At 64.4% G+C, this 12,794-nt stretch carries 9 protein-coding genes; 3 read left to right on the top strand and 6 right to left on the bottom strand.

Features of this window, described 5'->3' with window-relative positions; translation table 11 throughout:
• Positions 1-687, top strand: a complete 687-nt coding sequence (locus tag CCOS191_RS21495) for a Crp/Fnr family transcriptional regulator (RefSeq protein WP_046856918.1) — start codon at positions 1-3, stop codon at positions 685-687.
• Here the strand turns inward: CCOS191_RS21495 and CCOS191_RS21490 are convergent.
• The 5 genes from CCOS191_RS21490 to ttgA all read right to left on the bottom strand — a co-directional run bounded on the left by CCOS191_RS21490 (position 665) and on the right by ttgA (position 9,028).
• The gene (locus CCOS191_RS21490; RefSeq protein ID WP_046856917.1) at positions 665-1,570 is read right to left on the bottom strand and encodes a LysR family transcriptional regulator; all 906 of its coding nucleotides are present in this window, start codon (positions 1,568-1,570) and stop codon (positions 665-667) included. The genes CCOS191_RS21495 and CCOS191_RS21490 overlap by 23 nt on opposite strands.
• Before the next feature lie 223 nt (positions 1,571-1,793).
• Positions 1,794-3,047 (bottom strand): OprD family porin, encoded by a 1,254-nt coding sequence (locus tag CCOS191_RS21485; protein WP_046856916.1) that lies wholly within the window; start codon positions 3,045-3,047, stop codon positions 1,794-1,796.
• Between the two features lie 228 nt (positions 3,048-3,275).
• Positions 3,276-4,721: an AdeC/AdeK/OprM family multidrug efflux complex outer membrane factor gene (locus tag CCOS191_RS21480; RefSeq protein ID WP_046856915.1), complete on the bottom strand. Its 1,446-nt coding sequence runs from the start codon at positions 4,719-4,721 to the stop codon at positions 3,276-3,278.
• A complete protein-coding gene (gene ttgB / locus CCOS191_RS21475) occupies positions 4,718-7,870 on the bottom strand; it encodes a multidrug efflux RND transporter permease subunit TtgB (RefSeq protein WP_046856914.1) in 3,153 nt (1,050 codons plus the stop codon). Before ttgB ends, CCOS191_RS21480 begins: the two co-directional genes overlap by 4 nt.
• A gap of 3 nt (positions 7,871-7,873) precedes the next feature.
• Positions 7,874-9,028, bottom strand: coding sequence for a toluene efflux RND transporter periplasmic adaptor subunit TtgA (gene ttgA / locus CCOS191_RS21470; RefSeq protein WP_046856913.1), 1,155 nt, complete (start codon positions 9,026-9,028; stop codon positions 7,874-7,876).
• A gap of 258 nt (positions 9,029-9,286) precedes the next feature.
• Here ttgA and ttgR point away from each other — a divergent pair, with 258 nt between their 5' ends.
• Positions 9,287-9,919, top strand: coding sequence for an efflux transport transcriptional regulator TtgR (ttgR, locus tag CCOS191_RS21465; RefSeq protein WP_023630222.1), 633 nt, complete (start codon positions 9,287-9,289; stop codon positions 9,917-9,919).
• 150 nt (positions 9,920-10,069) lie between these two features.
• Here the strand turns inward: ttgR and CCOS191_RS21460 are convergent, their stop codons facing one another.
• A complete protein-coding gene (locus CCOS191_RS21460) occupies positions 10,070-11,521 on the bottom strand; it encodes an MDR family MFS transporter (RefSeq protein WP_046857897.1) in 1,452 nt (483 codons plus the stop codon).
• 403 nt (positions 11,522-11,924) lie between these two features.
• On the opposite strand from CCOS191_RS21460, the gene CCOS191_RS21455 reads away from it, so the two are divergent.
• The gene (locus tag CCOS191_RS21455) at positions 11,925-12,794 is read left to right on the top strand and encodes an isocitrate lyase/PEP mutase family protein (protein ID WP_023630223.1); all 870 of its coding nucleotides are present in this window, start codon (positions 11,925-11,927) and stop codon (positions 12,792-12,794) included.

Here is a 12,794-nt window from a genome sequence, read left to right as displayed (position 1 = left end):
ATGCACGATCCGCGTACTCAGCTGCTGCATGGCCAATGGTTCCGGCAGTTGCCCGTTACCGTTCAGGATAGTCTGCTGGCCCTGGGCCGTCCGCGTGAGCTGGCAGCAGGGCAGCGTCTGTTCCAGCGCGGCGATGCGCCGTGTGGCCTGTATGCGGTACTCGAAGGGGCGATGCGGGTCGGGGCGGTCAGCAGCGCAGGCAAGGAGGCGTTGCTGACGCTGGTCGAGTCACCCCATTGGTTCGGCGAGATCAGCCTGTTCGATGGCCAGCCGCGCACCCATGACGCCTATGCCGAGGGGTCGACACGCCTGCTGTGGATTCCCCAGGCGCCGTTGCTGGAATGGTTGGCCTGCCAGCCAGAGCACTGGCGCGACCTGGCCCTGCTGATGAGCCACAAGTTGCGCTGGGTGTTCGTCGCCCTCGAGCAGCAGAGCCTGCTGGCCGCCGCGCCGCGGGTGGCGCAACGGCTGGTGCAGATGGCCGAGGGCTACGGTGAGCGCGATGTCGCCCAATGGCGGCTGCAGGTGTCCCAGGAACAGCTGGCCTTGATGCTGTCGCTATCGCGCCAGACCATCAACCAGATCCTCAGGAGCCTCGAACAGGCCGGCGTGGTGCGCCTGGGCTATGGCGAGGTGGAGATTGTCGATGCGCCACGTCTGCGGGCTATGGGGCAGCATCCAGGCTGACCAGGGTGTCGATCATTGCCCGCGCCGCCGGTGACAGGCGCTGGCCACTGCGACTGATCACTCCACAGCGCACGCTGAGTACTTCCAGACCTGGCGGCAGGTTGCGCCAGTGCAGACGCACCAGATGGCCGGCGGCCAGGTCCTCGACCACCGCCTCTTCGCTGGCCGTGCCGATGGCGTCGCTGGCCAGCACCACGCTGCGCAGCACCGCCAGGTGCTCGGTCTGCAGGTGCGGGGTGAAGTCGGTGCGTCCGCTGAGATTGGCCAGGCGTTTGCGCACGCCGGGGGCCAGCAGGGCGCTGGCCAGCGGGTAGGCGAACAGATCGTTGGTCGACAGGCTGTCCTTGGCCAGCAATGGGTGCCCGGGGCGGCAGAAGAACAGGCCGGGACGCGGGGACAGTGCCTCGGTGTGGAAGTTGGGATCGGCCTCGAAGGGCCGCACATCATCGACGAAAAACTCGATCTGCTCGCGACGCAGGGCCTGGCCCAGGCGCTCGGCATTGTCCACCAGCAGGTCGGTGCGGATACCGGGATGAGTGCTGATGAAATATTGCAGGGCCTGGGGCACCAGGCGCACGGCCAGGGCCGGGCCGCTGCCGAAGTGCAGCTCTCCGGCATCGAGTTTGGTCATCTGCAGGACGTCGTTGTTCAGTTGCGCGGCGCCCTGGACCAGGCGACGGGCATGTTGCAACACCACTTGGCCCTCGGGGGTGGGGGGCAATGCCTTGCTGGCGCGATCGACCAGAGAGCAGCCAAAGGTATGTTCGAGGTTCTGGATTGCGCGGCTGAAGGCGGGTTGGGTGATGCCCATGGCGTCGGCGGCGCGGACGAAACTGCGGTATTCGGTGAGGGCGATGAAATAGCGCAGTTGGCGGAGGTCCATGCTCGGGCTCTGGTGCGGGGATCGGAGCTTGGTTTTAGCGGCTTGTTACATATAGCGTCAAAGAATGTTATTTGATTTAAATATGCCTTCTAGTTATTTACCGGGCGGCAGGTCCAATCGCGGGGCAAGTCGGGTCGCCGCATCGCCGCTCCCACGCCGCTCCTGCGTTGTGCGGGCGGCGTGGGAGCGGCGATGCGGCGACCCGACTTGCCCCGCTTTGGCTTCAAAGAAGATTGAACGGGTAGCTGACAATCAAGCGGTTCTCATCGAACGCGTTGCTGCTGAAATCCCTGCGCATGGTCGAGTTACGCCACTTCACCGACAGGTCCTTGAAGGTCCCGGCCTGCACCACGTAGGCCAGCTCGGTCTCCCGGGCCCATTCCTTGCCATCGTCCACTCCTCCGGCATGCACGTTGTCGCCTTTGATGTAGCGGTTCATCAAGGTCAGGCCGGGGATGCCGACGGTGACGAAATTGAAGTCGTGACGCAGTTGCCAGGAGCGCTCCTTGGCGTTGTCGAAGCTGGCGTTGTAACTGTCGTTGGCCAGTGTGCCGCCACTGGTGCCGTTGACCCGCATCCAGGCGTCGTCGCCACTGACCTTCTGCAGGCCGATATAGAAGGTGTGGCCCTGGTAGCGTGCCGAGAGCATGGCCGAGGCGGTGCGGTTGTCCAGGTCGCCAGCGCGGGCGCTGCCATCCTCCTTGCCGAGGAAGTAGCCCAGGTTGGCGCCCAGGGTCCAGTCGCCCAACGGCTGGCTGTGCACCAGGTTCAGATACTGCTGGCGATAGATGTCTTTCAGCCGGGCATCCCACAGACCGAGCATCGTGCGTTTGTCGTTGAAGCTGTATTCGCTGCCGGCGAAGTTGAAGCGGTCGGAGGTGATACCGGCGCGGCCCTGCATGAACATGTCTTCCATGCTCGCATCGTTGCGCGGGCTGTTGCCGCGGAACTGGCCCGCGTACAGGGTCAGGCCGTCGATCTCCTTCGAGGTGAGCTGACCGCCACGAAATGTCTGCGGGAGCGAGCGGCCATCGTCCGAACGCAGGATCGGCAGCACCGGCATCCACTCGCCGACTTTGATTTCGGTCTGCGACAGGCGCGTCTTGAACGCCACCCCCAGGCGGCCGAAATCGTCCGCCGGGCGGCCGTCGTCATGTACCGGCAGCAGGTGGGTGCCGGCTGTGCCCTTGCCGCCATCGAGCTTGACCGAGTACAGCCCCAGCACATCGATGCCGAAACCGACGGTGCCCTGGGTGAAGCCGGAGCGGGCATCGAGAATGAAGCTCTGGGTCCATTCCTCGGCCTTGCCCTGGGGGTTGGCCGGGTCGACGAAGTTGCGGTTGATGTAGAAGTTGCGCAGGTTGAGGCTGGCCTTGGCGTCTTCCAGGAAGCCACCTTCGGCGGCCACGCCGGGCAGGGCGCAGGACAGGGCCAACAGGCCGGGCAGCAGCTGGCGTGCGGGTTGCAAAGTGCTCATCTGTCGTGGATCTCTTGTTTTTATTGGGCGAGCCGGGTCGCTGCGGGTGCGGCCGCAGGGATGGGCATCTTTAGAGAGAACTTGTGCAACGTTGCGGGGGCGATGGTGCGGGGGAGGGTGGGGGCTAGGCAATTCGTTGCAAGCGGAACGGGGCGGTTATCGAACGCAATGTGACCGCGCAACAAAAAGCCCACCGCAAGGGTGGGCTTGATGCTGTCAGCGGGCCAGTCAGCCTTTCGGTGTCTGGATCGAAGCCTGCTGCTGGGTCTGCTCGTACCAGCCGCCGCCGAGGGCCTTGTACAGGTTGACCTCGCTGACCAACTGCGACAGGCGATCACCGATCAGCGACTGCTGGGCGCTGAACAGGTTGCGCTGGGCATCGAGGAAGGTCAGGTTGCTGTCGATACCGATGCGGTAGCGGCGCTCGGCCAGGCGGTAGTAGTCCTGGTTGGCCGCGACCAGGTCGCGTTGCGCCTGCAGCTGCTCTTCGAACGTCTTGCGTGCGGCCAGGCCATCGGCGACTTCCTGGAAGGCAGTCTGGATGGTCTTTTCGTACTTGGCGACGTTGATGTCCTTCTGGATCTTCGAGTAGTCCAGGCTGGCGCGCAGGCTGCCGGCGTTGAAAATCGGCAGGTTGATCTGCGGCTGGAACAGCCAGGTGCCCGAACCGCCCTTGAACAGCCCGCCCATATCCGGGCTCAGGGTACCGGCGTTGGCGGTCAGGCTGATGCTCGGGAAGAACGCGGCCCGCGCCGCGCCGATGTTGGCGTTGGCGGCCTTGAGCAGGTGCTCGGCCTCCTGGATGTCGGGGCGGCGCTGCAGGATGTCGGACGGCAGGCCGGCCGGCACTTCGGCCAGCTGGTCGGCATTGAGCTCCAGCGGCTTGGGCAGGTTGGCCGGCACGCCGGTACCTACCAGCACGGTGAGGCTGTTCAGGTCCTGGGCGACCAGGCGCTGGTACTGCGACAGCTTGACGCGAGCGCCTTCGACGGCAGTGCGCGCCTGGCTCAGGTCCAGGGCCGAGGCCACGCCCACCTCATTGCTGCGGCGGGTCAGGTTGTAGCTCTCTTCGTACGTCTTGAGCGTTTCTTCGGTCAGCTTCAGCAGCGCCTGGTCGGCCTGCCAGGTGTAGTAGGCGTTGGCCACGCTGGCCACCAGGCTGATCTGCGTGGAGCGGCGCGCCTGTTCGCTGGACAGGTAGGTTTCCAGGGCCTGCTGGGTCAGGCTGCGCACCCGGCCGAACAGGTCCAGCTCATAGGCGCTGACACCCAGGGTAGCCGAGTACTGGCTGCTGATGGTGGATTCGCCGGTCTGCGACATGTTCGCCGGCATCCGCTGGCGGCTGCCGCTGCCATTGGCGGAAACCGCCGGCAGCAGGTCGGCGCGCTGGATGCGGTACTGCGCGCGGTAGGCGTCGATGTTCAACGCCGCGACCCGCAGGTCGCGGTTGTTTTCCAGCGACGTCTGGATCAGTTGCTGCAGCGCCGGGTCGTGGAAGAACTGGCGCCAGCCCTGTTCGGCCGCGGCGACGTCGGCCGATTGGGTCGGCGAGTACGCAGGGCCTTGCGGCCACTGCGCGGCCACCGGCGCCTCTGGCGTCTGGTAGTCGGGGATCAGCGAGCAACCGCCGAGGATGAAGGCGGTTACCGCCAGGGACAACAAAGACTTGGTCATTGCCCAGCCTCATAACGTGGAGTTTCAGGGGTGGCGTGTTCTTTCGGCTCTTTGCTGCCGAACAGCGACGACACTGCGACGAAGAATAGCGGTACCCAGAAGATGGCCAGCACGGTGGCGCTGATCATGCCGCCGATCACACCGGTGCCGATGGCGTGCTGGCTGCCGGCGCCAGCGCCGCTGGCGATGGTCAACGGTACCACGCCGAGGATGAACGCCAGCGAGGTCATGATGATCGGGCGCAGACGCATGCGGCAGGCCTCGATGGCTGCGTCGTACAGGCTTTTGCCCTGTTCGTGCAGCTCCTTGGCGAACTCGACGATCAGGATGGCGTTCTTCGCCGCCAGGCCGATGGTGGTCAGCAGGCCGACCAGGAAGTACACGTCGTTGGACAGGCCGCGCAGGCTGGTGGCGAGCAGGGCACCGATGATACCCAGTGGCACTACCAGCACGACCGCGATCGGGATTGACCAGCTTTCGTACAGCGCCGCCAGGCAGAGGAACACGAACAGCACCGAGAGGGCGAACAGCGCCGGCATCTGCGAGCCGGAGAGTTTTTCCTCGTAGGACATGCCGGTCCAGGAGTAGCCGATGCCGGTTGGCAGTTCGCCGGCGATACGCTCGACTTCGGCCATGGCCTCACCGGTACTGTAGCCCGGGGCCGGGGTACCGAGGATCTCGACCGCTTCCACGCCGTTGTAGCGCGACAGTTTCGGCGAGCCATAGCTCCACTCGCCCTTGGCGAAGGAGGAGAACGGCACCATCTCGCCCTTGCCGTTGCGCACGTACCACTTCTGCAGGTCTTCCGGGCTCATCCGGGCGTTTGGCGCACCCTGGATGTAGACCTTCTTGACCCGGCCACGGTCGATGAAGTCGTTGACGTAGCTACCGCCGAGGGCGATCGACAGGGTGTTGTTGATATCGGCGATGGTCACGCCCAGGGCACTGGCGCGTTCGTCGTCGATGGTCAGCTGGTACTGCGGCTCGTCGTTCAGGCCGTTCGGACGCACGGCGCTGAGGATCTTGCTCTGCGCGGCCTTGGCCAGGAACTGGTTGCGCGCTTCCATCAGCTTCTCGTGGCCGACCCCGGCGCGGTCCTGGAGGAACACGTCGAAGCCTGTGGCGTTACCCAGTTCGAGTACCGCCGGCGGGGCGAAGGCGAACACCATCGCGTCGCGGAAGCTGAAGAAGTGCATCTGCGCGCGCTGGGCGAGGGCGAACACGCTGTTCTCCTTCGAGCGCTCGCCCCAAGGCTTGAGCATGATGAATGCCATGCCCGAGCTCTGGCCGCGGCCGGCGAAGTTGAAGCCGTTGACGGTGAACACGGACGCCACTGTGTCGGCTTCCTTGTCGAGCAGGTACTCACGCATCTGGTCGACCACCACCTGGGTGCGCTCGGCGCTGGAGCCGGCCGGGGTCTGTACCTGGGCGAACAGCACGCCCTGGTCTTCTTCCGGCAGGAATGCGGTCGGGATGCGTGCGAACAGCCAGATCATGCCGACCACGATCAGCGCGTAGGCCAGCAGGAACGGGATCTTGTTGCGCAGGATGGTGCCGACGCTACGCTCATAGCCGACGACGCTACGGTCGAAGTTGCGGTTGAACCAGCCGAAGAAGCCGCGCTTGGCCACATGGTGCTCGCCCTTCTTCAGCGGCTTGAGCATGGTGGCGCACAGGGCCGGGGTGAAGATCAGCGCGACCAGCACCGACAGGCCCATGGCCGAGACGATGGTGATGGAGAACTGGCGATAGATCACACCGGTGGAACCGCCGAAGAAGGCCATCGGCAGCAGTACCGCCGACAGTACCAGGGCGATACCCACCAGGGCTCCCTGGATCTGCTCCATGGAGCGCTTGGTCGCTTCCTTGGGCGGCAACCCTTCCTCGGACATCACCCGCTCGACGTTCTCCACCACGACGATGGCATCGTCCACCAGCAGGCCGATGGCCAGGACCATGGCGAACATGGTCAGGGTGTTGATGCTGAAGCCGGCGGCGGCGAGGATGCCGAAGGTACCCAGCAATACCACCGGTACGGTCATGGTGGTGATGATGGTGGCGCGGAAGTTCTGCAGGAACAGGTACATCACCAGGAACACCAGGACCACGGCTTCGATCAGGGTGTGGATTACCCCGCTGATCGATTCGGTGACCACCGGGGTGGTGTCATACGGGAATACGGCCTTCACCCCCGGCGGGAAGAACGGCTCCAGATCGCTGATGGTCGTGCGCAGCGCCTTGGCGGTATCCAGGGCGTTGGCGCCGGTGGCCAGCTTGACCGCCAGGCCCGAGGCCGGCTTGCCGTTGTACTGGGCGCTGATGGCGTAGTTTTCGCCGCCCAGGCCAACCTGGGCCACGTCGCCCAGGCGTACCTGGGAGCCGTCGGCATTGACCTTGAGCAGGATCTTCTCGAACTGCTCGGCGGTCTGCAGACGGGTCTTGCCGATGATGGTGGCGTTGAGCTGGGTACCTGGCAGTGCCGGCAGGCCGCCGAGCTGGCCGGAGGATACCTGCACGTTCTGCGCGGCGACCGCGGTGCGCACGTCGACCGGGGTCAGCTGGAACTTGTTCAGCTTGGCCGGATCCAGCCAGATACGCATGGCGTACTGCGCACCGAACACCTGGAAGTCGCCCACGCCTGCGGTCCGCGAGATCGGGTCCTGCATGTTGGAGACGATGTAGTTGGCCAGGTCGTCCTTGGTCATGGTGCCGTCTTCGGACACCAGGCCGATCACCAGCAGGAAGTTCTTCACTGCCTTGGTGACGCGGATACCTTGCTGCTGCACTTCCTGCGGCAACAGCGGGGTGGCCAGGTTCAGCTTGTTCTGTACCTGGACCTGCGCGGTGTCCGAGTTGGTGCCCTGCTCGAAGGTGGCAGTGATGGTCATGCTGCCGTCGGAGTTACTTTCCGACGACACATAACGCAGGTTGTCGATACCGTTGAGCTGCTGCTCGATCACCTGTACCACGGTGTCCTGCACCGTCTGCGCCGAGGCGCCCGGGTAGGTCACGGAGATGGCGATGGCCGGTGGGGCGATGCTCGGGTACTGGTTGATCGGCAGCTTCAGGATCGACAGGGCGCCGACCAGCATGATCACCAGGGCGATCACCCAGGCGAAGATCGGGCGATCGATAAAGAACTTCGACATGGTTTACTCCGCTTTGGCGTCAGCTTTGGCCGTGTTGGCCTGAGCAGGGCCGGCCGGCTTCTTGACGTTGGTGGCTTCGCTGACCTTGACCTCGACGCCGGGTCGCACGAACTGCAGCCCTTCGGTGATCAGGCGGTCGCCCGGGTTCAGGCCTTCCTCGATCAGCCAGTCGCTGCCCAGGGTACGGCTGGCCTTGAGCTGGCGCAGTTCGACCTTGTTTTCCTGGTTGACCACCAGCGCGGTCGGTGCACCCTTGAGGTCACGGGTCACGCCTTGTTGCGGGGCCAGGATGGCGTTGGCGTTGACCCCGGCCTTGAGCCGCGCATGCACGAACATGCCGGGCAGCAGGGTGTGGTCGGGGTTGGGGAAGATCGCGCGCAGGGTGACGGAACCGGTGGTCTCGTCGACCGCGACTTCGGAGAACTCCAGGCGGCCCTGTTGCTTGAACAGGCTGCCGTCTTCCAGCACCAGCTGAACCTGGGCGGCATTGTCGCCGGCCTTCTGCAGCTGGCCGCTTTCCAGGTCACGGCGCAGCTTGAGCAGCTCGGCGGTGGACTGGGTGACGTCGACGTAGATCGGGTCGAGCTGCTGGATGGTGGCCATGGCGTTGGTCTGGCCGTTGTTCACCAGGGCGCCTTCGGTGACCGAGGAGCGGCCGACGCGGCCACTGATCGGGGCCAGCACCTTGGTGTAGCGCAGGTCGATCTGGGCGCTCTTGAGAGACGCCTCGGCCTGCAATCGTTTGGCATTGGCGTCATCGTATTCCTGCTTGGAAACGGCCTGCTCGTCGATCAGTTGCTTGTAACGCTCGGCCAGCGAGCGGGTAGCCTGCAGGTTGGCCTGGGCGTTGGCCAGGTTCGCCTCGTAGACGGCTGGGTCGATCTGGTAGAGCTGTTGCCCTTCCTTGACGTCGCTGCCTTCCTTGAACAGGCGCTTGAGAATGATGCCGTTCACCTGTGGGCGGACCTCGGCCACACGGTAGGCGCTGGTGCGCCCCGGCAGTTCCGAGGTCAGGGTGAAGGCTTGCGGTTGTACGGTCACGACGCCGACCTGAGGAGCCTGCGGCGCAGGCGCTGCTTCCTCTTTCTTACAGCCACTGAGCAGGGTTGCCAGGGCCACGGCGGAAACCAGGGCGGTTACGGCTGGCTTGAATTGCATGAGGATCCTCGGGTCGCAGGAGCAGGGGAGCTCAAGAATATAGTGGAAGTGCTTTGTCAGAAAAACGCTATCCGGTGGATAAATAGCTTGCTAAGGAATATACTTACATTCATGGTTGTTTGTAAATAGTGCCGGTGCGTCGTGAGTGACCACCGCTGATCGCCCAAATCCACCCGGGAGCGGCCCTGAAAGAGCCTGCCCCGGCCTGATTCCCGCTCGCCAGATCGAGCGCGCGGGGCCTGATGAGGTTGTACTGCCATGGTCCGTCGAACCAAAGAAGAAGCCCAGGAAACCCGTGCCCAGATCATCGAGGCGGCGGAGAAGGCCTTCTACAAGCGCGGGGTAGCGCGTACCACCCTGGCCGACATCGCTGAGCTCGCCGGCGTCACTCGCGGGGCGATCTACTGGCACTTCAGCAACAAGGCCGAGTTGGTGCAGGCGCTGCTCGACAGCCTGCACGAGACCCATGACCACCTGGCCCGCGCCAGTGAAAGCGAGGATGAGCTCGACCCGCTCGGCTGCATGCGCAAGCTGTTGCTGCAAGTATTCAACGAGTTGGTGCTCGATGCCCGAACCCGGCGTATCAATGAAATCCTGCATCACAAGTGCGAGTTCACCGACGACATGTGTGAGATTCGCCAGCAGCGTCAGGGCGCGGTGCTGGACTGCCATCAAAGCATTGCCCTGGCCTTGGGCAATGCAGTACGTCGTGGCCAGTTGCCCGCCGAGCTCGAGATCGACCGGGCTGCGGTGGCCATGTTTGCCTATGTGGATGGCCTGATTGGCCGCTGGCTGCTGCTCCCGGAGAGCTTCGACCTGCTGGGCGATGTCGAGAAATGGGTCGACACCGGGCTGGATATGCTGCGCTTGAGCCCTGGCTTGCGCAAATGACACTTTGTTAACGATTGTGAGGAAGTGTTATCCCTTTTCGGTTAACGCAGGATTAATAGCGCGGGAGCGGGCTTGCCCGGTGATGACAACCTTCAGGCCGTGATGTCGCCTGGGCGGAGCTATCGCGGAGCCAGCCCGCTCCCACGACTTTCAGCGCCCGCGCAACTGTCTGTCCGGCAAGGCCAGCGCCGCCAACAGGCCGATCAGCGAAGCTCCGGCACTGACCAGCAAGAGGTCGCGGAAGGTTTCCAGCAAACGCGCCTGGGTGTGCGGATCCGCCTCGCCCGCCTTGAGGCTGCCCAGCAGCGGGTTGCCCAGCACTTCGAAGCCACCCTGGTGCAACCACGCCAGCAACAGGCTGGACATGCACGCCACCCCTATTGCCCCACCCAGCGAGCGGAACAGGTTGGTGGTGCTGGTCGCCACGCCGATGTCCTGGCTGTCCACCGCGCTTTGCGTGCCCACCAGCGAGGTGGGAAATTGCAGGCCGCAGGCAATGCCTGTCAGCAGCATGAACAGCGCGCTCTGTAACCAGGCTTGCGGCGGCGTCAGCGCCATGGCTGCGATGGCCATTGGCATCAACAGCGCGCCTGTGAGGATCTGTGGCTTGAAGCGCCCGGTACGGCTGGTCATGCGTCCACCGGTGAAGGCGCCGATGGGCAACCCCATGGCCAGTGGCAGCAGGTGCAGCGCCGCGCTGTCGGCGCCGGCGCCGGTGATGCCCTGATAGCGCAGGGGCATCAGCATGGTCAGCGAAATGGACTGGAAACTGGCGAAGAAGATCACGCACCAGCACAGCACCGCGACCCGGTTGCCGAACAGGCCCAGAGGCAGCAATGGCTCGCGGCAGCGCCGCTCGTGGACTACGAACGCCGCCAGCCCCAGCAGCGCGCAGGCCAGCAACACCAGGACCTCGGACGACTGCCAGGCATGTCCCTGGCCGACTAGGGTGATGCCCAGCAGCAGGCTGCCCAGGCCGAGGATCATCAGCACCGCGCCGAGGTAGTCGACCTGGGCCTGGCGATGTTTGACCGGCAGCCCGTCCAGCGCCCGGTGGATCACCCACAGCGCGGTCAGCCCCAGCGGCAGGTTGATCCAGAACACCCAGCGCCAGGACAGGTACTCGGTCAGCCAGCCGCCCAGCACCGGCCCGGCGACGCTGGCCAGTGCGTACATGCTGCTGAAGTAGCCCTGGTAGCGACCGCGTTCACGAGGTGGCACGAAGTCGCCGATGATTGCCTGGCTGACCGACACCATGCCGCCTGCGCCGATACCCTGAAGCACTCGGGCCAGCACCAGTTGCGGCATGTCCTGGGCCAGGCCGCAGGCCACCGAGGCCAGGGTGAACAGGGCGGTGCCGGTGAGGATCATGCGCCGCCGCCCGTACAGGTCACCGAGCTTGCCGTAGATCGGCACGGCGATGGTCATGGCGACCATGTAGCCGGAGATGACCCAGGCGAGCAGGCCGACATCGTTGAACTGCGCGGAAATCGCCGGCATGGACACGGCGACAATGGTCTGGTCGAGGGCACCAAGGAATATCGCCAGCATCAGGGCGGTGAGGACGCTGCGCAGGACGGTGGGGGGCAGGGCGGCGGTCACGGTGGGTACCTTGTGGTCAGAGCTGGCGCGATCGCGAGGCATCGTGGGAGCGGGCGTGCCCCGCGATGGGCTCATTCATGGTAGGGCATTGTACGCTGAGTTACATAGCTACCTATGTACTCCGTGCATCCCCTATGCAAGATCGGCATTGGCGCATTCATCCAGTGCTGCATGGCCGCGTGATATCGTGGCTTGGCCGCAGAGGCTGAAATCCGGGGCCTGCACCAGCTTGGTGCAAGTATTTTCCAGAGGATTTCGCGTTGCTGTATGTCCACACCTTCTATTCCTCTGCCTGCATGTCGAGCATGACCGCCCTGATGGCGACGGTTGGAACAGTCAGGTAGACCCGATACAGGGGTCGGTTGTCAGCCGTTCACAATTTCTCATTACAAGCGGAGTGATCATGCCCAAGGCTTCCCACCACGATCTGCGTTTTGCCTTCCGCGAACTGCTTGCTTCAGGTTCGTGCTATCACACCGCTTCGGTCTTCGACCCGATGTCAGCCCGTATTGCCGCCGACCTTGGTTTTGAAGTCGGCATTCTCGGCGGTTCGGTCGCCTCGCTGCAGGTCCTGGCCGCGCCGGATTTCGCCCTGATCACCCTGAGCGAGTTCGTCGAGCAGGCTACCCGTATCGGCCGTGTCGCCCAGTTGCCGGTACTTGCCGACGCCGACCACGGCTACGGCAATGCGCTCAACGTGATGCGCACGGTGATCGAACTGGAACGCGCCGGCGTTGCCGCGCTTACCATCGAGGATACCCTGCTGCCGGCCCAGTTCGGTCGCAAGTCCACCGACCTGATCTCGGTGGAAGAGGGCGTGGGCAAGATTCGCGCGGCGCTGGAGGCGCGGGTCGATTCGGCCCTGGCGATCATTGCCCGCACCAATGCCGGCGTGCTGACCACCGAGGAAATCATCGTGCGCACCCAGAGCTACCAGAAGGCCGGCGCCGATGGCATCTGCATGGTGGGGGTCAAGGACTTCGAGCAGCTCGAGCAGATCGCCGAGCACCTGAGCGTGCCGTTGATGCTGGTGACCTACGCCAACCCCAACCTGCGCGACGACGAGCGTCTGGCGCGCCTGGGCGTGCGTATCGTGGTCGACGGCCATGCCGCCTACTTCGCCGCGATCAAGGCCACCTACGACTGCCTGCGCCAGCAGCGTGGCCTGCAGCACAAGTCGGACAGCCTCGGCGCCACCGAGCTTTCGCACACCTACACCCAGCCCGAGGACTACATCCGCTGGGCGAAAGAGTACATGAGCGTCGAGGAGTGA

Source organism: Pseudomonas sp. CCOS 191, from assembly GCF_001007005.1.
Classification (GTDB): Bacteria; Pseudomonadota; Gammaproteobacteria; order Pseudomonadales; family Pseudomonadaceae; genus Aquipseudomonas; species Aquipseudomonas soli.
This window is presented reverse-complemented; position numbering and strand designations above follow the sequence as displayed.